The 22,057-nt window shown below is 38.7% G+C and carries 23 protein-coding genes and 1 other annotated feature; of the genes, 11 read left to right on the top strand and 12 right to left on the bottom strand.

From position 1 onward, the window contains the following. Positions 1-14: 14 nt before the first annotated feature. From ABX891_RS14970 to ABX891_RS14950, 5 genes are read right to left on the bottom strand one after another with little or no spacing between them, the layout of a single operon-like run. The gene (locus tag ABX891_RS14970; RefSeq protein WP_354629817.1) at positions 15-749 is read right to left on the bottom strand and encodes a hypothetical protein; all 735 of its coding nucleotides are present in this window, start codon (positions 747-749) and stop codon (positions 15-17) included. After that, positions 746-1,579 (bottom strand): hypothetical protein, encoded by an 834-nt coding sequence (locus tag ABX891_RS14965; protein WP_354629816.1) that lies wholly within the window; start codon positions 1,577-1,579, stop codon positions 746-748. The genes ABX891_RS14970 and ABX891_RS14965 overlap by 4 nt, the downstream gene beginning before the upstream one ends. 20 nt (positions 1,580-1,599) lie before the next feature. Continuing rightward, positions 1,600-2,961 (bottom strand): TnsD family Tn7-like transposition protein, encoded by a 1,362-nt coding sequence (locus tag ABX891_RS14960; RefSeq protein WP_354629815.1) that lies wholly within the window; start codon positions 2,959-2,961, stop codon positions 1,600-1,602. 5 nt (positions 2,962-2,966) lie between these two features. After that, positions 2,967-3,962: a hypothetical protein gene (locus tag ABX891_RS14955; RefSeq protein ID WP_354629814.1), complete on the bottom strand. Its 996-nt coding sequence runs from the start codon at positions 3,960-3,962 to the stop codon at positions 2,967-2,969. A gap of 14 nt (positions 3,963-3,976) precedes the next feature. After that, positions 3,977-4,432 (bottom strand): hypothetical protein, encoded by a 456-nt coding sequence (locus ABX891_RS14950; RefSeq protein WP_502936052.1) that lies wholly within the window; start codon positions 4,430-4,432, stop codon positions 3,977-3,979. Positions 4,433-4,649: 217 nt separating this feature from the next. On the opposite strand from ABX891_RS14950, the gene ABX891_RS14945 reads away from it, so the two are divergent. After that, a protein-coding gene (locus ABX891_RS14945; protein ID WP_089368776.1) for an IS3 family transposase occupies positions 4,650-5,869 on the top strand; the annotation gives its coding sequence in 2 pieces (ribosomal slippage) (positions 4,650-4,929 and positions 4,929-5,869; 1,221 coding nt in all). Continuing rightward, positions 4,928-5,044 (top strand) — a sequence feature (AL1L pseudoknot). (Overlaps the previous gene by 117 nt.) Position 5,870: 1 nt before the next feature. Here the strand turns inward: ABX891_RS14945 and ABX891_RS14940 are convergent. Further along, positions 5,871-6,494 (bottom strand): hypothetical protein, encoded by a 624-nt coding sequence (locus ABX891_RS14940; protein WP_354629813.1) that lies wholly within the window; start codon positions 6,492-6,494, stop codon positions 5,871-5,873. Between the two features lie 2 nt (positions 6,495-6,496). Beyond that, the gene (locus ABX891_RS14935; RefSeq protein WP_502936051.1) at positions 6,497-7,642 is read right to left on the bottom strand and encodes a TnsB C-terminal domain-containing protein; all 1,146 of its coding nucleotides are present in this window, start codon (positions 7,640-7,642) and stop codon (positions 6,497-6,499) included. A 96-nt stretch (positions 7,643-7,738) separates the two neighbouring features. On the opposite strand from ABX891_RS14935, the gene ABX891_RS14930 reads away from it, so the two are divergent. From ABX891_RS14930 to tnpC, 3 genes are all read left to right on the top strand, one after another. After that, positions 7,739-8,080, top strand: coding sequence for a hypothetical protein (locus ABX891_RS14930; RefSeq protein ID WP_008467385.1), 342 nt, complete (start codon positions 7,739-7,741; stop codon positions 8,078-8,080). Continuing rightward, positions 8,077-8,427, top strand: coding sequence for an IS66 family insertion sequence element accessory protein TnpB (gene tnpB / locus ABX891_RS14925; protein ID WP_010554756.1), 351 nt, complete (start codon positions 8,077-8,079; stop codon positions 8,425-8,427). The genes ABX891_RS14930 and tnpB overlap by 4 nt, the downstream gene beginning before the upstream one ends. Positions 8,428-8,507: 80 nt before the next feature. After that, on the top strand, positions 8,508-9,932 hold the full coding sequence (tnpC, locus tag ABX891_RS14920; protein ID WP_354629811.1) for an IS66 family transposase: 1,425 nt from the start codon (positions 8,508-8,510) through the stop codon (positions 9,930-9,932). 242 nt (positions 9,933-10,174) lie between these two features. On the opposite strand, the gene ABX891_RS14915 is transcribed toward tnpC, so the two are convergent. The 4 genes from ABX891_RS14915 to ABX891_RS14900 all read right to left on the bottom strand — a co-directional run bounded on the left by ABX891_RS14915 (position 10,175) and on the right by ABX891_RS14900 (position 13,224). Continuing rightward, a complete protein-coding gene (locus ABX891_RS14915) occupies positions 10,175-11,323 on the bottom strand; it encodes a PA0049 C-terminal domain-containing protein (protein WP_354629810.1) in 1,149 nt (382 codons plus the stop codon). Positions 11,324-11,626: 303 nt separating this feature from the next. Further along, the gene (locus tag ABX891_RS14910) at positions 11,627-11,935 is read right to left on the bottom strand and encodes a hypothetical protein (protein WP_024604739.1); all 309 of its coding nucleotides are present in this window, start codon (positions 11,933-11,935) and stop codon (positions 11,627-11,629) included. A gap of 388 nt (positions 11,936-12,323) precedes the next feature. Then, a complete protein-coding gene (locus ABX891_RS14905) occupies positions 12,324-12,569 on the bottom strand; it encodes a DUF4235 domain-containing protein (RefSeq protein ID WP_024604740.1) in 246 nt (81 codons plus the stop codon). 280 nt (positions 12,570-12,849) lie between these two features. Next, entirely contained in the window at positions 12,850-13,224 is a 375-nt protein-coding gene (locus ABX891_RS14900; protein ID WP_024604741.1) for a hypothetical protein, read from the bottom strand. Between the two features lie 463 nt (positions 13,225-13,687). On the opposite strand from ABX891_RS14900, the gene ABX891_RS14895 reads away from it, so the two are divergent. The 7 genes from ABX891_RS14895 (at position 13,688) to ABX891_RS14865 (ending at position 19,701) form a co-directional block, all read left to right on the top strand. After that, positions 13,688-14,182, top strand: coding sequence for a general stress protein (locus ABX891_RS14895; protein WP_024604742.1), 495 nt, complete (start codon positions 13,688-13,690; stop codon positions 14,180-14,182). A 793-nt stretch (positions 14,183-14,975) separates the two neighbouring features. Next, positions 14,976-16,250: a group II intron reverse transcriptase/maturase gene (gene ltrA / locus ABX891_RS14890; RefSeq protein ID WP_309169453.1), complete on the top strand. Its 1,275-nt coding sequence runs from the start codon at positions 14,976-14,978 to the stop codon at positions 16,248-16,250. A gap of 404 nt (positions 16,251-16,654) precedes the next feature. Beyond that, the gene (gene sodC / locus ABX891_RS14885) at positions 16,655-17,224 is read left to right on the top strand and encodes a superoxide dismutase family protein (RefSeq protein WP_024604743.1); all 570 of its coding nucleotides are present in this window, start codon (positions 16,655-16,657) and stop codon (positions 17,222-17,224) included. A gap of 16 nt (positions 17,225-17,240) precedes the next feature. Continuing rightward, on the top strand, positions 17,241-17,474 hold the full coding sequence (locus tag ABX891_RS14880) for a ChaB family protein (protein ID WP_024604744.1): 234 nt from the start codon (positions 17,241-17,243) through the stop codon (positions 17,472-17,474). Positions 17,475-17,686: 212 nt separating this feature from the next. Continuing rightward, a complete protein-coding gene (locus tag ABX891_RS14875; protein WP_354629809.1) occupies positions 17,687-18,301 on the top strand; it encodes an acyl carrier protein phosphodiesterase in 615 nt (204 codons plus the stop codon). Between the two features lie 85 nt (positions 18,302-18,386). After that, positions 18,387-19,322, top strand: a complete 936-nt coding sequence (locus ABX891_RS14870) for a hypothetical protein (protein WP_354629808.1) — start codon at positions 18,387-18,389, stop codon at positions 19,320-19,322. A gap of 37 nt (positions 19,323-19,359) precedes the next feature. Then, entirely contained in the window at positions 19,360-19,701 is a 342-nt protein-coding gene (locus ABX891_RS14865; RefSeq protein ID WP_024604747.1) for a YajD family HNH nuclease, read from the top strand. A 3-nt stretch (positions 19,702-19,704) separates the two neighbouring features. On the opposite strand, the gene ABX891_RS14860 is transcribed toward ABX891_RS14865, so the two are convergent. Then, positions 19,705-21,882 (bottom strand): GAF domain-containing hybrid sensor histidine kinase/response regulator, encoded by a 2,178-nt coding sequence (locus ABX891_RS14860; protein WP_354629807.1) that lies wholly within the window; start codon positions 21,880-21,882, stop codon positions 19,705-19,707. Positions 21,883-22,057 lie beyond the last annotated feature (175 nt).

Raw genomic sequence — 22,057 nt, 5'->3', positions numbered from 1 at the left:
TTTTAGGTATGAAGTTATTGAGGGGGTAAATACTTTTTTATAAAAGAGAGGTGTTTAATATCTAGATAAAACTCATAGCCGCTTAGATATGGGCTACGTTTTATGTGTATAGCATTATTGGTTAACTCAATATCTTGGTAAATCATTAATTCAAGAAGCTTCTTAGAGATATAATCAAACCTAGAGCCTAAGCCAAATAAGGCTGCTCCATAATGAATAACAGCCGCAATGTCATCTGAAATAGCTATATCGGGTTTTACTGACCAGCCAGCAAAACTATATTCTTTAAGTCGAGATTGCATCACTTCGTTAATCTTACATGCTGCACTAGCTGGCGTAGCTGTGGATTCTCCTAAAGGGATATAGAACCATTTGGTTCCCGTACGATAGGCTTTCAGCCCTAAACTTAAAGCAGTCTGTCTAGTTGAAATCGTGTGTATAACATGGGTTTTATCTCGTACTCGCTGCGTGAATTCATAAGTATAGGGAACGGAGGATTGGTAATTTAAAGTCAATTCAAATGCAGTATCACCCCCTTTGTAAATAACAAAAATTTCTCCCCACCATGTTATCGTAATGGTGTACTTCATTGATTTAAGCTCTTTGAACAGCCCATACAAAAAAGGGGCTATCCATATCCAGTCTTCGGTACTTATATCAACCCCATTTTTCGGTGAGCGATGGTAATCAAATATAACTCGGCGCTTTTTGGCTTGCTTTAGCTTTGAAATCAAGGATTGGATATTCATCCCTCTTTCCTAATATCAATGCTAATTGATTGATAGCGTTTACCCACTTTACCTGCCTTAGTAATACCCACACCACTAAATGTAACTACTTTATTATGATAACTACAATGCTCAAAACGTAAGCTGACTTTATTCCCCGTCTCAGCACTAATATGTGTTAACCAATCACCGTAACCGATACCAAACAAGCGCTTTACTAATCGCCTTAGAAGTTGCTCTATATAAAGTTCCAGCTTTTCCAGCCTTGCTTCTAAATGATTAATCTCCTCGTTAATACTTAGCAAAGTGGAATCACAACCGGCGGATAAGCTATTTATACAACTATTATCCAGTTCGTGTATTGAGTTCCCTACTTCGTCTAAACGCCAAATTAAATTAGATAATTCTTCTAGTTCAACTTCCTTTACTTCAAGCTCTTTGACCATAGATAAAGCCAACGTATAGCGTTTTTTGTCTAGCTCAACCTTTTTAAGTGTACAACCGTCTATTAAAATATCAGTTGTAGCTATATAAGGAGTGATAAAGTAAGGCTCTTTATTAGGTGGCACTAACCCCGAAAAAGCAATCTTGTAGGGTGTTACATGTAAGTACGATACTGTGTTGTGCCCATACCTTTTTGTAAGTTCAAAAAACCAATTAATACCCGTTACTTTTAATACCACTTCTTCTAGCTCATTGCTTGAAAGTACCTGCCGCGCGCGTTCGATTTGAGCCATTAAATCATCGCTATATTCAATTAAACATAAACTAGGCGTTGTTAGTCGATGATGCATATAGAGGCTACTCTTATTTAGCTCGCTAACTTGAATACAAATGATTTGGTGGCTCATCAATCTCACACCTCTATTAATTATTTTGAACGATAGGATGCTGGAGGTAGGTGCAGATATAGCCATTGGGTATCGTATTTATAAAGCCACATATAACAAGCTGGGTACATAGCTTTAATTTCGGCACGTGTAGAAAAGGAGTGCTTTTTAAGGGCTGAACGCATCTCAATACGATACTTGTCTCTTTTACCCAGTGCCCTTAAGTATTGTCGCCACTCTGAAAGCTGATAATGCTCACCACATATTTTCTCAACAGAGCTAACAGATACTTGCTCTTCGCGTGCTATTGCATCTCTAGCATCACCTTTTACTAAACGCATTAAAATTCGCTTTTCTATATCAGCTGAAATAAATTGCGTCCGTTTTAAATAAGCTATATTTTCTTGTTTAGCTAGCTTAATCACATAACCTATGGAGCAGCGGACACGCCTAGCTATTTCAGTAAAATTTAATTCACCTTCTTGTAGTAATAATAGACACTGTTTCTCACGTTTTTTATCTTTATCTGTTGGTTTCAATAACTGTAAATGCTCTTGCGCCGCTATGTCAGGCTGTTGCTCCAAGGCAAAGCGAAATAATATAAGTTTAAGCGGATGACATGCATAGTAAGGCTTGCGAATAAAATTTCTTACTACGTGTTCAGTAAAAACATCGTTATTAAACAGTCGCACGGTTACGTTAGATATAGCGGCTAGTAAATATTGCATACTGATACTGTCATTACTCATAAACCCTTTTTGTCTAATCAGGGCATTCAAATTATTTTTGTCCAATAACAAATCATTACGCTTCTGACATTTAGCCGACTCATTAACTTCCAACACATAAGTAGTGAAAAACCGCTGTAAATCACTCGCTGGCACATCAGAAGATGATATTGCTTGCGGAGGCAAGCTGTACACTCTTGATGAAGGCGGTGTACCGACAAGTAACGTATTGTGTATATGGCAACTTTGTATGCCTGTGAACTGGTGTGACAGGTGCCAATAAGCAACACCATACTTCTCTTTATCAGCTTCAATGCACGATAAACAGTACTTATCCTTACTCAATGCTTTCAAACCCGATTGGGAGATTTTAGCGTAATTGCCTAATCGATAAGATGGACCCGTGAGCATAACTTCTTTAAGCTTTTTAGGCTCATTACCCGCTAAAGAAAATAAGGGGTAGTAAGTATGCTCATTAAGTAATAGTTCTACTGGGAAGTTCGTTTGCGCAGAAAAATGCGCTAAGTGAGTGGCTAGCTTTTGGTCTAAACTTAGCCCATATTGTTCAAACCAAAGCAAACTCGCTGAACGATGATTATAACTACCAGAGTAAACTCTAAGCCGTGCCAAAAATGAATATATTGTCTCATCAGGTAGCAACGGCAGTATATTCATTAGCTTTAACTCAGTAGCCCATCACAGTTAAGTGAATATTTTTTAAAATGCTCAGTGCGATAGCTAGCTATATTTTCACCCGTATATTCTTCAGCAAATTTAATTAAAAGCAAAAATATCATAGGGTGTGTCTGCTTCGCTTTAGGAAATAAAATATGTTGAATTTTAAATTTCTTAAGTTCAGCACTATAACGCTTAGTAGGCTCCAATTTGTTAAATGATTCTCTTAGAAATAAACCCCATTGGTTAATTAACCTAGATGAAAACACAACGCCCCTTGACGTATATTTTGCCTCAAATAGTTCATATAAAGTTTCGCGAACTGAGGCGACCCATGCCCTAGTGTTTGGTAAGGGCTGAGTTAATAAATATTTAGATTGCTTATCCAACCAAACATGTAAGGGAGTTATAACTACCCTAGGTAATTTACACGCATTATTAGAAGATATAATGGGATTATCGATTAAGGTTTTTTTATGCTCCCATACGGCATGTTCTAATGCTGAAGAATGTTTTGAGCAAGTGTAAATTGTCGGTATTTGATGCTCACTGTACCAGTACGACAAGCCTATTGATTTCCTATCATCTTCAGCACACATTCTACAAAATTTAAGAGGTTTAAATACTTTTAAAAGCTGCTCACCTTCAAATAGGTTATTACTTGCCTTGTGACCATTTATAATCGCTGTATTGTAAAGGTTAAGCTCACCGGGTTTAATAAAGCCTTGCCAATAATTAGCACTAAAATGATCAATTAATACTGCGCGGTTTATAGGCCCGTTGTTATTTTCAATACTTGTTGGCACCAATATCTTTATGCAAGGAATAATGGAGCGTGGATAGATATTATCGGGTATTGTTGAAGCCTTTATATCAGATATAAGCATTTCGTTAGGTAAGCTTAAATACTTTCCTAAATAGCGTAATCTCATTATATAGGCGGGAAAATATTCATTAGGTTGAATAGGAAAGAAGTTACCTAAATCTTTAATAGCAGTCATTTGGGCACCTTACTCTACATAAATTGATCTAAATCTAGAGGTTTATACGGCTCTTCTTTATCTTTTGTACGCTTACTCCTTTTGATATTTTTTAAAGCTTCATATGTATGATTCGAGTTAGTCTTGGCTCTAGAGACTCCTTTTAGGCCAACCTTAAAATCTGTATTACTATTTTTAAGTGCCTTAATAGAAGCTTTTAATATAGCTTCCGTAGGCTTATTAGCCTGACCGTTTTCTACAAGCTCTGATACTTTGCAAGCGAGATGAATTAATTCATTCATACAACCAAAAGCAAAATCATCTATCAGATCAAACTGCTTTTTTGTTAGAGGCTTTTTCGCTGAATTGAAAATAAAATTAGTAAATAACGTTTGTATAGCTACTTTCCATTCCTCAGAGTCTGATTCAAAATAATGAAGCTCATGATATATAGCTTCTTTAAAACGCCTCAACGTGGCTTGACTTTGCATTAGAGCTTGAACTAATTGAGGAGTACCAATAAGCAGAATAGGGACATTAAATCGATTATAAATTTGCTGTAAAAAAGAGCTGTTAATAGAGTCTCTATTCGATTGTGATTTCTGATCAAACCACTGACTCTCATCAAGTACAATAATCCCTATTGAATATTGAATACTGAATCGCCCCGTGTTTGCCAGAGACTCAATAACTTGAGAAACTGGAACTATGAAAAAATCAAATCGCTATACATCAGAATTTCGTGAACGTGCAATTAGGCTTGTTACCACACAACAGCATGAATACCCTTCTCTTTGGGCTGCGCTAGTATCGATTTCAGATAAACTGGGATGTACCCCAGAAACACTTAGAGCATGGGTCAAGAAGTCTCAAGCTCAACCGTCTAAACCCTCTTCTAATACGCCATCAACTGAAGAACGCCTTGCCATCTTAGAGCGCGAGAATAAAGAGCTCAAGCGAACGAATGATATCCTGAGGCAAGCTGCCGCTTTTTTCGCCCAAGCGGAGCTCGACCGCAAACAGAAGTAATAGTGGATTTTATTGATGCTTGCAGAGAGCATTACGGTGTCGAGTCAATTTGCAAGGAATTGCCGATTGCACCATCAACGTATTATTCTCATAAACAGATACAAAGAGAGCCTGAGCGACTGTCTAACCGCAAAAAGCGTGATGCTGAGCTGATAATACTCATTCGCGAAGTGTGGGAGGATAATATGTCAGTTTATGGTGCAAGAAAAATATGGAAGCAGCTACAGCTTGACGACCATCAAGTCGCCCGCTGTACAGTCGAACGATTGATGCGAGTTATGGGAATTCAAGGTGTTCGTCGGGGTAAAGCACATAAGACAACGATACCTGACGAGCAACAAGATAAGCCACTTGATTTAGTTAATCGTCAATTTACTGCTGAGCAGCCAAATCAACTTTGGGTAGCTGACATCACCTATGTTGCCACATGGAGTGGGTTTGTTTATGTCGCTTTCGTGATAGATGTTTTTTCACGATACATTGTAGGTTGGCGTGTATCAACGACAATGCACACAGAGCTTATTCTTGATGCGTTAGAGCAAGCTATTTGGCATCGTGGCAACCCCGAAGGGTTAATTCACCACAGCGACAGAGGCAGCCAATATTTGTCTATACGATACACTGAGCGACTTGCTGAAGCTGGAATTCAAGCGTCTGTAGGCAGTGTGGGTGACTCTTATGACAATGCATTGGCTGAAACAATAAATGGATTATTTAAAACAGAGATTATTCGCAGAAATGGCCCGTGGAAGAATGTTGATGCTGTTGAATACGCAACGTTAGAGTGGGTCAATTGGTTTAATAATCAACGCTTATTATCTTCAATTGGGTATATTTCACCAGCTCAATATGAAACAGACTACTATGATAATTTAAACGAGTCAGGTAAAGTGGCCTGACTTAAACAAACTGGTCTCCGATGAACTCGGGGCGATTCATACAAAGTAAACGTATTACACTGCAATATTTGTGGATACTCTCACGTTCACTCAGCTTTGCTAAATTACAAGTTCCTGCAACTCTATCGATTTCCTCAATAATTAACCTAAGGGTTGCTTTCCTTGTTGCTTCACACGTTATCATTATCCAAGGGATTTGAATTAAAGGTGTATTCGTTACGCTGCTCGAACTTTGGTGGTTAACTTTTTGTGGAAATAAACGTAAAGACTCCCTGACTAATTTTGTTTTACCAACACCAGATTCCCCGAATAAACATCCACCGAACTCAACTTTATTCGTGATGTGACCACTAGCTTTATCTTCCTCATTAAAAAGAGCTTTATTTACATCCTTAAAATATTCCGAGCTATTAATATTTTTATACCTATACCCCTCCATTATCATTGTTTTTATAGCTTTATAAACTTTCCAAGCATCTTCAGTTGGAACGTAAAAATGCTCTTTTATTTGACTTGATATATAGCAATGATGAGATAGTTCGGTATTTTTAGCCTTACTCATAGCCTCATAAAATTTAGACTTACTTTCAATTCTAGGTAAAGCATTAATTAATGGGTTAAACATCTTCAATCATCTCCTTCAAGTAGTGAGGAATTACCGCCCATCAATGTGGCAGAAACCATTTGCGCATTACATAGAATTTCTTCAATTAAATCGGGCTTGGTATTGTCATCTAGATGTTTTGATATTGATTTATTATTTGTCTTTTTAACGTTTTCTAAATCTTTCGTTCTGTTTGACTCAGATTCTTTGATAAATTTTGCGAGACATACTTTGTAATCTTGACGTTTATTTCTAAGCTGGCGATCAAATACTAAATCTTGATTCATTAAACTTTCGATATCATCACCATACAAACTAGCAAATCGTTTACTCCTATCTGCTAACCTAAGCTCAACGCATTCTCCTCCCGTGATCGGCCCGCAGTACCAAACATGATCAACCCAATTAGGTAATACCATTACCTCAATCTCACAAACACCATCCCCATCATCATTACACGCAACCTCTCGATATTTGTTAAGGTCATGGTTACTAGTTTCATAATTCAGAGACATAGAACCACTACCTTTGATAGGTCTTTTTATCTTAAACGATTGCTTTACAAGACTTACTTTACATCGCGGCAATAATGCCATCATAATCTCTTGGTTAGACCTAACTACCCCTCCATTAGCTTTTGTATTTAAGTTGTAGTTAAAAATAGCTTGAGGTGTTGGCTCTACATTATTAATACAATCTTCTAAATCTCGCTTCTCAATAGCATTTCTAGAGTGGTTTTGAAAAATAAAATGAGCTATTAAAATTTTATATAGATCAGTCATTGTAAGTAGCGCCTTTTGAGAGGCATGCTGTGTACTCTTAGGCTTATCTTTATCTATCCTAGCCGACGTAAATTCTGTAATAGACTCTTGCATCGATTTAAAGCCTCCCTCTACAGTGCCTTTGTTACTCCCCATGTAAGATTCTGTAAAAGAGACCCCTAATACTCCTAATTGTGACTCAACTAACTCAGTGACTTTTTTATCTTTAAATTCGGTTCCACGATCAAATAAAACTTCACTGCATATATGGTGGCAAGGCCAGTTTTTTTCTTCAATTTTAACTCCATGCAATGCAGCAAAAATTACTTTATTAGTAAATGCATTATTGAGTGCCATTAGGAGTGACTCTTCCGTATTCCCATCTAAGGTCAGATAAAACCCGACCACACACCCACTATAGGGTAAGCGTCTAGCGAACCACACCTAGCATCGATGTTCTGATTATCTAAAAATACCTGCTCAATGATAAATTCGGAGCAGGTGATGAAAACTTACAGAACAAGCGCACAGTGGCAGCAGCTTTTGCTGAAACGCAGTACGTTTAGTGGTACTAATATTGAATTCTGCCAACACCATAATGTCGCTATTACGACTTATTATAAACAACGTGCTTTACTGGCAAAAGACCAGCCTAATTCTACCTTGCCAGTGCACACGCAGTGCCTTACATCATCACGTTTTGTCCAGGTAAAACAAACTACTGAAGTCTGCGCGCAAACTCGTCAAAATACGCTGCAGTTTGATACGCTAACCGGCCAACTCACGTTTCCTATCGATTTAGCGACGGCCGATATCGTTGCCATTATTAAAGGGCTAACGGTATGAGGATGTTCGTTGATGTACCCACCGTCTATTTATGTGCCGATGCCGTTGATTTTCGAAAATCAATTAATGGTCTGGCGGCGTTGGTGGAAGCAGAGCTTGAACTACCCGTGCTCAGTGGTGCGCTATTTGTGTTTTGTAATAAAGGCCGTGACAAACTCAAACTGCTTTACTGGGATAACACCGGTTTTGCACTGTGGTATAAGCGATTAGATAAGCATAAGTTCAAATGGCCCAAACTCATGTCACCCACCATGACCTTAAGCGAGCAGCAATTACACTGGTTATTATCGGGTTATGATGTGATTGGACACAGTAAAATTGATGTCGCAGGTAAGCAAATGCTTTAATATTTGCGATCGATTGATGATCATCAAAGTGAGTTCAGTTAGCACTGCAAAGCCTTTGATGATGCCTTAAAATAGGCGTCATGAAAAATGAACTCGCCCTTAAACAGCGCATTGCTGAACTTGAAAAACTGTTAGCGCAGAAGGATGCCCAGATTGCGGCATTGGAAGAGCGCTGGAGCTTGGCCCAACAAAAACAATTCGGCAAAAGTGCTGAAGGCTTTGCCGGGCAAGGCGAGTTATTCAATGAAGTGGAAGAAATTGTTGAGGAAGTTGAGGCAGAGCAACAATCCATTAGCTATACCCGTAAAAAGCCGGTGCGTAAGCCACTGCCAAAAGACTTACCTCGTGAGCAGGTTATTCACGACATCATCGACAAAACCTGTGATTGCTGTGGCGGTGAGCTACATAAAATGGGTGAAGATAAGTCAGAAAAGCTTGAGTTCATACCCGCTAAAATCAAAGTGATTGAGCATATTAGGCCTAAATACGCCTGCCGTCACTGTGATAAATCCTCAACTCAGACACAGATTAAACAAGCCTCAATGCCTGCCATGCCCATCAACAAAGGCATTGCAACCAGCAGTTTGCTCAGTCAGCTTATCACCAGTAAATACCAATACGGGTTACCGCTGTATCGCCAGGAAGCGATGTTTAAGCAATACGGTATTGAACTCAGTCGACAGACCATGAGCAGCTGGATAGACAAATCAGCCACACTCTTCGCGCCATTAGTTGAACGGCTTAAAGCCGAGCTGTTAAGGCAACCCACGCTGTTTGCCGATGAAACGCCATTAAAGGTGGTGAAATCGGACAAAGTAAACAGTTACATGTGGGTGTATTGCTCGGGTCGAGATTCACCAGACCCGAATAATCCCATCCCTAATATCGTACTTTACGACTTCCACAATAGTCGCGCGGCCGCCTGCGTGGTCAATTATCTTGATGGATATCAAGGGTACTTGCACGTGGATGGCTATCAAGCCTATGCCAGAACAGAGGCAACCTTAATTGGCTGCTGGGCGCATGCTCGTCGTAAATTTATCGACGCGAAAAAGCTACAAGGTAAAAACAAAACCGGCAAAGCGGATGTGGTATTGAGCCTTATCCAAAAACTGTACGGCGTTGAGTCACGCATCAAAGATAAAAGTGTGGATGACAAATATACGGCAAGACAAGAGGTTAGCCTGCCTATTCTTAGCAAGCTAAAAATATGGCTTGAGCAGGATCAGCCAAATTTAGTGGGGAACAGCAAACTGATAGAGGCAGCTAATTACCTGGCAAATCAATGGCACAAGCTCATACGCTATGTTGATGATGGCCGACTTAGCATCGATAATAATAGAGCAGAACGCGCGGTAAAACCGTTTGTGATAGGCCGAAAGAATTGGTTATTTAGCCAAACGGCTAACGGTGCCCATGCTAGTGCTACCCTTTACAGCATTGTGGAAACCGCCAAGATAAATGGTCTAATCCCATTTAATTACATCTGTGCTTGCCTTGATTAACTGTGCCAGCCTGAGCCCGATATCGACAGCTTGTTACCCTGGAATTTTAAAACATAGGTGTAGTTCGCTAGACGCTCACGTAGTTCTCGTATAATTACAAGTTGTTCTAAAAAATCAGCAGGGTCAGGTCTTTCTTTTTGCCATTTGTGATTAAGGAAAAATGCAAAACCTGCCCTAGTAACCCCATTTAAAAAAGGGCAATATTATTGCCCTTTTTATGCGCTTAAACTAGTAGTTATAAACTATAGCGCTACTAAGCTTTGCTCTAGCATTGCCTTTATTTGTTTTACTATTTTAGCTTCTGTTTCAGGTTCGAACTGTTGTATACGTGGGGTGTGAATATGCCCTGTAGGTATACTTGAATTAAGGGCATCGCGCAGGCGAATACTTCGGTACGATATTTCGTTAGACAGGTAACCACCACCGCCGCCATTTACCGCAATACTATTTTTAAGCTCACCGTACGAATCTGCTTTATAGGTTTTTTCAAGCGTGGTGACTTCGTGATTGTCGATAACTTTATAAGGCCCTTTGGCGTTTTGCATGTAAGTTACAGGCAAGCTAAATTTTACAAACTCGTTGCCCGGTAGCGGTCGGCCATTAAGTTTTGGTATTACTGGGCTTGTTTGCGTTCCACCATACACAATATTGGCATTGTCTGGGGCGGTTACACTGCGACGTTTACCCGGAAAGTGCTCTAAGTCAAATTCTGTTCTGCCCATACTTACGGTGACTACCATGTCTACATTATTAAGTGCGTAGTAGGGGGCAAGTAGCGACTCTATTATACCTTCATCAAAGTCTTCGTAGCGTACAGGCACCATAACGGTGTTAATTTCTGCGCTTATGCCGTTGTAATTAATAACTTGGCCGTCGAGTAATAACGCCGCAACACCTGAGGGGTTACTTTGGTTTATGTTTTTATCGAGTAAAAAAGGGTCAAAGCCTGTTAGTAATATTTTTTTAGTACTGCCTGATGAAAAAGCAAGATCGGTACGTCCTCTGCTGCCGTCCTCAAGCATTGTTAGTAAAGTATTTAGTTGAGCCTGCGTAATTGAAAATTTAGGTGAAGTTGTGCGTATTACTTTACTTGAAAGCAGGCGAGCCCAGTAGAGCTCTCGGTCGTCGTAGTTACTGGTTTTTATTATGCGTTGCTTGGCGTTTTCCCACAGTTCAAAGCTAAAGTTTTGTACTAATGCTTTTGCACTTTTAAAGTCGTTTAATTCTTTAAATTGTTGCTCAAAACTTGATACTTGTGAGGTAAATGCATTTAAAACATTTGGCATTGCCGATTGGGCTTTGTTGATACGCTGTTCTTCAACAGTTAAAGGATTACTTAAAGCAGCGAATGAAGAGGCAATTAAGCTGGTCGCTAATAATACTTTGATCATAATATTCCTAATATAAGGCTATTTTTTATGTGTAATTTACTATCCTATTATTACTAACTTAGGGCAACCGATTAACGTTGAATCGACTGAAATTTGCTTTTGCCGTGCATTAGTATTGTTTAACGGCCAATTAGTATCATCGGCTAATAAAAATCCCTGAGTCAAAAATTGATCTTTATAGGTTCTACTTTAAGTTCTAATAAAAGTAAAAAGCCGTTACAGCAATGCAACGGCTTTTCATTATGGTTTTATGCGCTTCGACGATACGAGCGAAAGGCTTTATAACCCTTTTAAAACCCCGCTTTAATCATCAGGCCCTTTTAAGGTAAACACTAAATGTTTACGCATATCTTTTAAAATAACGCCTTTTTTAAGCATTGCGCCGCTTAAACGCTTTTGCCATTTTAATATATCAGGCTCTGCGGCTGCTAAGGCTTGCTCGTTTTCAAACTGAAAACAAAGCAATAAAGAACTTGGAAATAAGTGATATTCCACATCAAACCAGCATTGCAACATACCAGGGAGCTCAGCGCGGCCTTGTTCTTCTAATTTTTCGGCAGTATTAAGTACAAGTGCTTGCTGTTTTACTTGCACTGCAGAGAGTTTTTTCATTATTAAAATCCAAGTTAGCGGCTAAAAAATGCAGCCGGAATGCGGGCATTATACGCAAGCTTGTGGGCAGGCAACAACTTTGAAAGGGGGTTAATGCTTAATAGAGTGTATCTGTTTAAAATATGGAGTACATGTTGGAAGACGCCTTTGGCTTTTCCAACCTACGTAGGTCTTATAAGCAGCGCAGCCGTACCATCCGACATTTTAAATTTCATCGCAGGGCCCCATTTTGATATTAATTTTAACGTGTTTTAACTCTATGGTTAAATAACCTTGTTTAAGGTTTTTTTAAGTTGCTTACGACAACACAGGAGTAGCTGTCGCAAGCCGCCTTTTAAGCCTCTCCGTATTACGTTTAATACTTATAAGAGGTATCAATAGGGACGGTTTATTTAGATCGGCGCTTGTCTAGCATATAGCGTACGGCCATTCTTGCAGCACCCGCACCAATACCTGAGACTACTGCCCATGTAACGGCCTCTTTAAGATCTGTTTCTTCGCTTGGTCTATCTTTTGGTGCTGGTTCGTTGGTAACCTTTTCCCACGATTTTTGTAAAGTTTTCCTTGTTAACATACCTGCGGATGCAGCGGCCAGACCTATACCTATTGTCGTAATTAGCTGTTTATTACTCATATTATCCTCGATTATTTAGTTGTAACTTGAGTTATTAATAGGTAACTCTTTAAGTAAGAACAGTATTAACAGCAATTTATATACCGATAGGCTTAAAATAGGTATTACGAGAAACACAAAGCATTTATATCTACCCGCAATAATACCAATCAATTTGAAGCATTAGCCTGATGCTAACTTAGTTGAGGAGTGGTGGTTATAGAGCAACCAATACCGTGGCATTAGTTAGAATATTAAGCTAAAGATTACTCTACTGTTGTTAGGGTATTTCTTAAGTTAGTCACTCAGTACCTAGTAAGGCGTCAATATAGGCGAGCTCTTCGCTAAAAATGCCATTCAAAAAAGCGTTTTGCTCAATTATTACAGCGTCATTAGGTTGGGCTTTGTATTCTTGTTGGCATCTTGTAAGCTCGCTGGCTAGCCATTGGCAGGCGTTGCTAGCTGTGTTTATTGCCGTTTTTAAAAATGATGACCATTTTATTTTTTGTAAATTAAAGCGATAAAGCATAACTGCAATAGCCCCATAAGCTTGTTGCTCAAGCGAAGGTACATCTTCACTATTTACTGAAAGGCGACTTAAAAGCTTGGTATTAATTAGCGATTGTTGAAGTGCAGCTTGCTGTGATTGACTTAAAAAGTTGTTTTCGTAATCCATGGCCGGCCTATATCTGCTAATAGCAGGGCAATATAAAAAGGAGATTTAGCACAGTATTTTACGATTTATGCGCACCGAAAAATTAGCCGTAGTGATAACAAAATTAGGCTGACTCTTTACTGAATTAATAAAACACAATTGTAACTGGGTAGGGGGTTGAAGAGGGTAAGCGTCTTTTTTAACCTTTAAAGCGTATGAAAAAATAATGCTCTTTTGGTGTTTTTAATTTTATTGTTAAGCACGGTAATAACCATAAACAAGAGAGTAATAAAAACCTCCCTTTATTTCGTAAGGCGTTTTTTTGTAGATAGGAGTTTTTTACAAAATTTGGCAATTTTTACTCTAACAATGAAAGGGTTAGTTATGGGTTTTGTTTTATCTTATTGATTTTAAATAATAAATTTATTGGTTTGGGTTTTGCTTAGTAGTAAGTGTATTTTCTTAAATAAATAAAGGAGTTATTATGAGTACCGTTATTACAGGGTTATTCGAAAGTGCATCACAAGCAACACTCGCAATTTATAGATTAGAAGCTTTAGGTATTAATGAAGCTAACATAAGCATTGTAGCCAATGACTCATACGCAAAGGAAGATTTTGCTGTAGACGAAGGTACAAAAGCGGCTGAAGGTGGCCTTGTAGGCGCGGCTTCAGGTGGTATTCTTGCTGCAATTATTGGCGGTTTTACTGCAGTAGGTACTGTAGCAACCGGTGGTACGGGCTTATTAGTTGCCGGACCATTAGTCGCAGCATTTGCTGCTGGTGGCGCAGGCGCCGCAGTAGGTGGTACTTTAGGTGCTGCAATTGGTGCATTTATTCCTGAGCACGAAATTAAGTATTATGAAGATGCCATTGAAAAGGGCTCTATATTAATTGGTGTTAAGTACGATAGTGACAATAAAAACGCTATTGAAGAAATACTTAACAATGCAGGCGCAAGTAACGTTTCTACGGCTTAACGCTAACTAATTAATTTCATAATTAATTATAAAGGTGAAACTTAGTTTCACCTTTTTTGTTTGCCCAGCGAAGCTGGCAAACCCGATAGGCTGAAAGATGCCTTATCACCCTGACTAAGGGGAAGATAATCTGAATGGCAAGGGCATCACTGGCCAACGGTGGGGTCTGAAGGAAGCCATAAGAAGTTAGAGGTACACAACTAACCGTAACCTGTTTCGGCAGTATTGGTGGGTCAGCGTGCAAAATAGCGCAACGCCCTATACTTAGTCAGACCAATACTGTGCTTGAGGGTGGGATTTCTAACAGGGAGCCAGTGCAGTAACTGGGGAAGCCTGGCATCTAAACTTAATGAGAGTAAGTGGCCTAAATACAAGGTGAAAGCCAAGATTTAGTGTCGGTGTGAGGTGGCAGATGAACCCGTAGTAGTGAGTAAGGCTAGGCCGATGAAAGCCAGTAATGGTGTGGAGGGGAAAACCAAGCCGACCATCAACATTATGTTTGATGGGGTCAATTTTAGCCAAAAGCTTTAATTGATTGCGAAGGGGGGAAGTATTCTTTAAGCGTATGAAAGACGAAGACTTTTGTTTATTGGCTCACAAGTATTTCGACGGAAATAGGCAAGAGATGACGGCTAAGCAGGAATGTGGACGCTGAGAACTGAAGGCCGAGCATGGGAGTAATGAGCGACCACTTAGGCAGATTGCCATTCGGCTAGCACACCTAATGTCCTCATGAAGAACACCACTATACATCAATGTGAAACGACAGACATACCGTAAGCAAAGGCGATTGATGACAGTTTACTACAGCTTGTATGGGCAATTATTAGATATTAATAACCTGTACAAGGGATTCAAAAAAGTGAAAGCAGCGAAAGGAGCGGCCGGAATAGATAGGCAGTCCATAGCCGCGTTCGCCTTGAATTTAGAAGAAAACTTGAAACAACTGCAAGGTGAACTGCAAAGCAAGCAGTATCGCGCACAGCCAGTCAAACGGATAGAAATACCGAAAGATGATGGTGGTGTGAGACTGCTGGGAATTCCAACAGTTCGCGACCGCATAGTACAACAAACACTATTGAACATTCTCCAACCGCTCTTCGACATCGACTTTCACCCATCAAGTTATGGGTACAGGCCGAAACGAAGTTGTCATGACGCCATCAGCAAAGCCACGGTATTTATTCGTAAATATCACCGTGAGTGGGTGGTTGATATGGATCTGTCGAAGTGTTTTGACCTGCTTGATCATGCTTTGATAATTAGCAGTGTTAGACGCAAAGTGACGGACAGTAGTATTTTAAAGCTGATTAATCAGTTCTTAAAAAGCGGGGTAATGATAGGCGAACACTGGGAGGCTAGTACGATAGGAAGCCCACAAGGTGGCGTAATTAGCCCGTTATTGGCGAATATCTACCTAGATGCTTTCGATCAAGAAATGAAAAAGCGTAATCACCGAATAGTGAGGTATGCAGATGATATCTTGATTTTGTGCAGCACAGAAAAAGCAGCGCAAGAAGCACTTAAGGCATCCACCCAAATACTAGAGCGAGACTTGAAATTAACCGTGAACCAAAAGAAAACCCATATTGCTCATAGCAGCAAAGGTGTGAAGTTTTTGGGAGTAGAGATCGGTAGCCAGTGGACACGGATACAAGCATCAAAACTCATCGTGTTTAAACAAAAAGTGAAGCAATTAACAAAACGTAACGGCGGCATAAATTTAGCAGAAGTAATAAAGCGGCTAAATCCAGTTGTGCGCGGTTTTGTAAATTATTTTAGTATAGCCAATTGTAAGCGAGAGCTAAAAGCCTTGGCAGGTTGGATCAGACGAAGACTAAGGGCAATACAGCTGAGGTTGTGGAAGAAGCCATCAAGGCTACATCGACGACTAAAGCAGTTAGGGAAAAAGCCACCGTTTAAGTTCATAAAGATGAACTCGTGGCGTAACTCACTAAGCCCTTTATCTTGTGTATCGATGCCAAACCAATGGTTTGAGGAGCTTGGTTTATATCCAATAGAAAAAGTGAATACGGGATGGCTTGCTTTATCAGCGTTTAGGAAATAAGTTGATAAAATGTGAAGGGTACAGGAGCCGTATACGAGGTCCGTACGTACGGTTCTGTGAGAGGGATGAGGCATAAGCCTCACCCTACTCGATTTTCGTTTTTTTAACTTGGCTTTTTGAGCTGGATCGTTGGTAATCTCCTTTTATGAGTTTTGTAAAGTTGCCATTTTGTTTGTAAATATGCCTTGGTTTTTGCTCAATCTTTGGCTGAAAGTCAGTTTTGTTAGTTAATTAGCTACTTATTTAAGTTTAATAAAAACTATAAATTTACTTTTTAATCAATAAATTATTCATAAATTAATGCTTTCGCGTAGGGCTGGTATATACATTGAAACTACTTGTTTAATAGTCGCTTAATTTAGCGTTATTGTTTTATTAATTTGATACTAAACGAGGAGATGATGATGAGTTGTTTACAGTTTGATTCAAACGCTAAAAGATCTTTAACCCGCGCTTTAAAACCCACTTTTGCAATACTCCTTACCGGTGTGTTACTACAAAATAGCGCACTGGCTAATGTAAAAGTTCAAATGCACCAAGTTACTAAATCAGGCCAAGGGCAATCACTAGGTACTATTACACTAACAGAAAATGATAACGGTGTTGTTTTTTCACCAAGTTTAAAAGGTTTAACACCGGGGCTGCATGGTTTTCATGTTCACCAATTTGCAAGTTGTGAACCCAAGAAAAAAGGCGAGAAAGTTGTGCCGGGGGGCGCCGCTGGTGGGCATTTCGATCCAAAAGCTAGTGAGCATCATGATGCTCCTTGGGGGGATGGCCATTTAGGCGATTTACCGGCGTTGTATGTAAATGAAAGTGGCCAAGCTAAATCGCCTGTTTCAGCACCAAGGCTCACGCTTGAAAAACTTAAACAACACGCAGTAATGATTCACGAAGGAAGTGATAACTATGCAGATAAACCAAAGCCATTGGGTGGCGGTGGCAAACGTGTTGCTTGTGGTGTAATTGAGTAAATATAAGGAGAAAGTTATGCCATATAAAAATCGTGATGAATTACCTGAGTCGGTAAAAAGTAACTTACCTAAACATGCTCAAGAGATATATCAAGAGGCGTTTAATAGTGCGTGGGATACCTATGAAGACCCAAGCGATAGAAAAAACGATGATGACCGCGAAACAACAGCGCATAAAGTAGCTTGGTCGGCGGTTAAAAATAGTTATAGCAAAAATGAGAATGGAAATTGGGTAAAGTCGAGTAACTAAACTAACAACAAAGCTTAAGCATTAAAAAGCCGCCATAGCTGATATAGCGGCTTTAATATAGACGTTTTATAGTTGCGCTGTTTATACAATACTTTGCAGTCTGTTTGAGTAAAAACTGGTAAGCAAAACCATAAGTACTGCTTTAAACACGAATGTGAGTTTGGTTTAAATTTGCGTTATTATTTAATTGTATTAGCCAATCAGAGAACACTTTGAATTATTTAGCTCATCTTTATTTAGCGCAGCCCACAGCCGATTCTCACTTTGGGAACCTGTTGGGTGACTTTGGTGGAAAAAGACATGTAAAGCACTTACCAAACACAGTTAAAAATGGCCTCGATAACCATTATTTAGTTGATAAATTTACCGACTCTCACCGCGCAGTTAAACACGCTAAACAATACTTTTCACCCGAGCGTAAACGCTTTGCTGGTGTGGCTATTGATGTGGTGTTTGATCACTTTTTAATTGTGCATTGGCAACGGTTTAGCAAGCAGCCTTTAAGTGACTTTAAGTACACCAGCTATCAGCTTTTAAATAACCGTATACCTGCTATGCCAGCGCGAATGCAGCATGTTGTAACAAGCATGACTAAAAACGATTGGTTTAAAGAATACGAAACCATAGATGGAATAGGGCTAGCACTTGATAATATTGCCAAGCGTATTCGCTTTACGAACACTTTTGCGGGCGCGGCTGATGATATAACGCGTAACTACAATGAATTAGAAGCCGTGTTTTTAGCGTTCTTCCCGGAGCTAATTAAGCATGTGAATGAGTTTGACCTTGAAAGCACCTCAAAAAATGGCATAAAGCGCATTATTTAAAGTTTTCATCAATTGTTAATCTTTTGTGATAAGTTAAGGTGAAAAAAACGCTACTCTAATACAAATTAATTTTTGAGTGTTTTTAATGAATCGTAATTACTTGGTTATTGTGGGCTTTGCTGTTTTAGCGGCATTTCAATCCAGTGCTGTATTGGCTTTCGACTTCGACTTAAAATCGGTACGAACCACTATTTCAAATCCAAGCACTAGCCACGCGCTAATATACGATGACTTGGCGGGGAGTAATCAAAAAACACTGTTTTCGTTAGAGCCCATAAATAACCAGCGTGTGGGTGTGTTTTTTGATATTAACGACATTGAAATTGGCTACTCAGCCGATATTTTTGAAGATGATATTGAAACAAAAACACAAGATATACTGCTCTCGTATAGAAAATTTAAAAATTCTAAAATCACATTTAACTATCAAACGCTTGAAGGGCTGCAAAGCAAGGCTAGCAATTTAAGCGGCAATCAAACGGATCAAATTTTCTCGCAAAATACACGTTCAACCAAGTTTGAGCTATCTGGCCAACACAACTTTTATACCTTCAATAATAAAGAGTCTTTGTTTGGGCATTTTTTTCTTAATAGGCCAAAGCTAAGTAACAAATTTGATATGTCGTTAAGTATTGTTGGCGCTTGGTCTTTCAAGCATGTATCTCTTGAGAACAAAGATAATATTGTGTTTCAGGCTGATTTTTTAAATTCACCTGTGCCACAGATCACTAAATTAATTTCTAATTCTTATGGGGCGAGTATTGGCTCGCTTTTATCATTTTCGTTACCGCATAATGTTCACGTATTTGCTGAATACAAAGTAAGTAAAGGGTATATTCAAAACACAACCCCTGGGCTGGGGTTAAAAGATTCGGGCGCCGAAAAAGTTGAAGCATACGGCGGTGGAATTTCTTGGACTTCTGACAATAAAAAACTTATGGTCGTACTACGCGCGTGGGAGCAAACAGGCCGGCATATAAATACTTCTTTTGGTGATTTGTCAGTAATTAAGTTTTTTTAGTATTGATCACCGAAATAGTAAATTTACCAGGAATACTATGAGTAAGAATAACGCAGTACCTCAGGCTTATGTGAAGCAAGAGGAAGGTTACCGAATTAAAGCCTTAAGATTGTACCCTTGGGTATGTGGGCGTTGTGCCCGCGAGTTTGAGTACTCTAATTTACGTGAGTTAACGGTGCATCATATAGATCATAACCACAGTAATAATCCAGAGGATGGCAGTAACTGGGAGTTATTGTGTATTTATTGCCACGACAATGAGCACAATAAATACCACGAACATATTATGTATGGCGGGTCGACTACAGAGCGAAAAGTTGAGGCTGCAACGCATTCTCCATTTGCCGATTTAAAAGCGATGCTTAATAAATCAAAGTAGCTACTATGATTTCAACTGTTTGGATAAAAACAAGGTTGTTACATCAGCTACTTTAATAAGTGACAGTTTATCTGCATGGCTCCATGAAATTTTTGAGCCAACACTTTCACAACAAATAACACCTAGCGGTTTGTTATCAATAAAGTAGATGTAATCAAGCAAGGAGTAAATGTTTGATGGTTCAAAATAAACCTTGGTTAAGTTTTTAGTGATTTCGTGGTTTCTCGCATCTGATGCGTCTAATACTTTATGCTCTAAAATATAGTCAAAGTATGCAGGAAAATCTTCAGCTTTTAAAACTGCATTACTTACTATCTCATTTTTTTCATCAAGGCAAATTAAGCTATTAATGGCAGTATAGTCGTGATTAAACAACCATAGACTGACTCTGTCGGCATTTGAAATTAACTTTTTTAGCTCATTGCATATCTGTTTTAGCTTACGTTCACTCGTAATGTTTGGGTTACTAACTTTAACTGCTAAATTTTTGAGATTTGAGTTTTTTGGATTATAAACATTGAGCAAGCTATTTAAATGATCTTTATTAAATGGCTTCGTTAAATAGCCATCCATACCAATATTCAAATAGTGTTCAATATCTGGTTTCATGGTGTTGGCTGTCATGGCAATAATTGGCGTTGTTTTATCTGTTTGTTGCTCTCTAATTATCTTAGTGGCTTGCACTCCATCCATCACTGGCATTTGAATGTCCATAAAAATTAAATCAACATGGTTGGTAAAAAAGTAATCAACGCATTCTTTGCCATTTTCGGTAAATATTACTTTCGCATTATGAGCTTGTAGCATTTTACTTACGACAACTTGATTTACTTTATTGTCTTCGGCAACCAAAATAGTGCACCCTTGTAAATCGGTTATTTCTTTATTTGGTTTTAATAATTCATCGAGTTCTGATGTTTCAAAGCTTTGTTGGTAAATAAATACAGAACCTTTATCTTCTTTACTCGTGAAGTTGATTTTGCCATTCATTAAATCACTTAGCTTGGTGCAAATGGAGAGGCCAAGGCCCGTGCCCCCGTACTTTCTAGATGTAGATGAATCTGCCTGATGAAACTCTTGAAATAAATTTTGCTGTGCAGCTTTACTAATACCAATACCCGTATCGATTATTTCAAATACAATATTTTGCGTGTTTAAGAGGTTCTCCTTTACAGTGACTTTAAACTCTACCTGGCCTTGTTGTGTAAATTTAATCGCATTTGAGCATAAGTTATTTAAAATTTGAGAAACTCTGACAGGGTCGCCTTTTAGGGTTGTAGCGATATTTTTATCTATAGATGGAATAAATTTTATGCCTTTATCTGTGGCTTGTTTCATTAGTGGATTAATTACATTGTTAATGACTTCGCTCAAGTTAAAGTTAATATTCTCAATATTTAATTTACCCGCTTCAATTTTTGAAAAGTCTAAAATGTCATTTACAATATTTGAGAGTATATTCGCGGAGCTTAAAATACTTTTTAGGGCGTTATCTTTTTCTATATTTGAAGTTTCTGCTAGTCCAAACTCAGCTAAATTTAAAATGCCGTGCAGCGGGGTTCTTAGCTCGTGCGACATATTTGCTAAAAATCGACCTTTTAGAGTGTTAGCTGTATCAGCTTCTTTTTTTAGTTCTTCAAGATTTTTATTATGTATTTGTTGTTGTTTTAATGCAGTGGCCAGCTTTCTGTTGTTTAACCTGAGCTCAAGTTGTGCAATAACTTCTTTGCCAAGTATTTTCAGTGCGTTAATTTGTGTTTGAGTTAGCTTTTTTGGCTGGTCGCTGATAACACATAATGTACCAATTGTGCTGCCACTAGGTGTAACTAGCGGTGTGCCCGCATAAAACCGAATGTTTGGATCGCTGGTTACTAGGGGGTTATCATAAAAACGTTCATCAAGTAGAGCGTTTTGTATTTCAAATACTTGGTCTTGCAGTATTGTATGAGAGCAAAATGCGATATCTCTTTCGGTGGAGTCTACATCGATACCATACTTTGATTTAAACCACTGCCTTCGTGGATCAACTAAGCTTATAAGTGATATGGGGGCTTCACAAATATCAGAAGCAAGTTGAGTTAAATCATCAAATACTTTTTCGGCTTCAGTATCTAATATTTCATACTCGTAAAGTGCCTTTAATCTAGATTCTTCGTCAGCTGGTATTTGTGCTTTTATCATAGTATTGCTCAATATTTATATAGATTCACTATAAGAGTAATTTAGTGATAATGACAACTTTAACATGTAGAACCGGCTAAAAAAAAGACATTGCATTTTGCTACTCTATTATTATTTTTTGAAATGTTTTTTCTATTGTGACTAATATTGGTTTTTAAACTCTTATTTTAAAATC

It is taken from the genome of Pseudoalteromonas sp. NCIMB 1079 (assembly GCF_040567695.1).
GTDB lineage: Bacteria > Pseudomonadota > Gammaproteobacteria > Enterobacterales > Alteromonadaceae > Pseudoalteromonas > Pseudoalteromonas distincta.
The sequence above is the reverse complement of the archived record's forward strand: the minus strand, read 5'-3'. Positions and strand labels throughout refer to the sequence as shown.

What these genes read in the sequence shown, in the direction of transcription:
- ABX891_RS14910 (WP_024604739.1), bottom strand. Translation starts at nt 11,935, where the DNA reads ATGAAAAAACTCTCTGCAGTGCAAGTAAAACAGCAAGCACTTGTACTT.
- ABX891_RS14905 (WP_024604740.1), bottom strand. Translation starts at nt 12,569, where the DNA reads ATGAGTAATAAACAGCTAATTACGACAATAGGTATAGGTCTGGCCGCT.
- ABX891_RS14965 (WP_354629816.1), bottom strand. Translation starts at nt 1,579, where the DNA reads ATGAGCCACCAAATCATTTGTATTCAAGTTAGCGAGCTAAATAAGAGT.
- ABX891_RS14955 (WP_354629814.1), bottom strand. Translation starts at nt 3,962, where the DNA reads ATGACTGCTATTAAAGATTTAGGTAACTTCTTTCCTATTCAACCTAAT.
- ABX891_RS14915 (WP_354629810.1), bottom strand. Translation starts at nt 11,323, where the DNA reads ATGATCAAAGTATTATTAGCGACCAGCTTAATTGCCTCTTCATTCGCT.
- ABX891_RS14930 (WP_008467385.1), top strand. Translation starts at nt 7,739, where the DNA reads ATGAAAACTTACAGAACAAGCGCACAGTGGCAGCAGCTTTTGCTGAAA.
- tnpC (WP_354629811.1), top strand. Translation starts at nt 8,508, where the DNA reads ATGAAAAATGAACTCGCCCTTAAACAGCGCATTGCTGAACTTGAAAAA.
- ABX891_RS14960 (WP_354629815.1), bottom strand. Translation starts at nt 2,961, where the DNA reads ATGAATATACTGCCGTTGCTACCTGATGAGACAATATATTCATTTTTG.
- ABX891_RS14865 (WP_024604747.1), top strand. Translation starts at nt 19,360, where the DNA reads ATGAGTAAGAATAACGCAGTACCTCAGGCTTATGTGAAGCAAGAGGAA.
- tnpB (WP_010554756.1), top strand. Translation starts at nt 8,077, where the DNA reads ATGAGGATGTTCGTTGATGTACCCACCGTCTATTTATGTGCCGATGCC.
- sodC (WP_024604743.1), top strand. Translation starts at nt 16,655, where the DNA reads ATGAGTTGTTTACAGTTTGATTCAAACGCTAAAAGATCTTTAACCCGC.
- ABX891_RS14895 (WP_024604742.1), top strand. Translation starts at nt 13,688, where the DNA reads ATGAGTACCGTTATTACAGGGTTATTCGAAAGTGCATCACAAGCAACA.
- ABX891_RS14870 (WP_354629808.1), top strand. Translation starts at nt 18,387, where the DNA reads ATGAATCGTAATTACTTGGTTATTGTGGGCTTTGCTGTTTTAGCGGCA.
- ABX891_RS14860 (WP_354629807.1), bottom strand. Translation starts at nt 21,882, where the DNA reads ATGATAAAAGCACAAATACCAGCTGACGAAGAATCTAGATTAAAGGCA.
- ltrA (WP_309169453.1), top strand. Translation starts at nt 14,976, where the DNA reads ATGACAGTTTACTACAGCTTGTATGGGCAATTATTAGATATTAATAAC.
- ABX891_RS14880 (WP_024604744.1), top strand. Translation starts at nt 17,241, where the DNA reads ATGCCATATAAAAATCGTGATGAATTACCTGAGTCGGTAAAAAGTAAC.
- ABX891_RS14950 (WP_502936052.1), bottom strand. Translation starts at nt 4,432, where the DNA reads ATGCAAAGTCAAGCCACGTTGAGGCGTTTTAAAGAAGCTATATATCAT.
- ABX891_RS14940 (WP_354629813.1), bottom strand. Translation starts at nt 6,494, where the DNA reads ATGTTTAACCCATTAATTAATGCTTTACCTAGAATTGAAAGTAAGTCT.
- ABX891_RS14970 (WP_354629817.1), bottom strand. Translation starts at nt 749, where the DNA reads ATGAATATCCAATCCTTGATTTCAAAGCTAAAGCAAGCCAAAAAGCGC.
- ABX891_RS14900 (WP_024604741.1), bottom strand. Translation starts at nt 13,224, where the DNA reads ATGGATTACGAAAACAACTTTTTAAGTCAATCACAGCAAGCTGCACTT.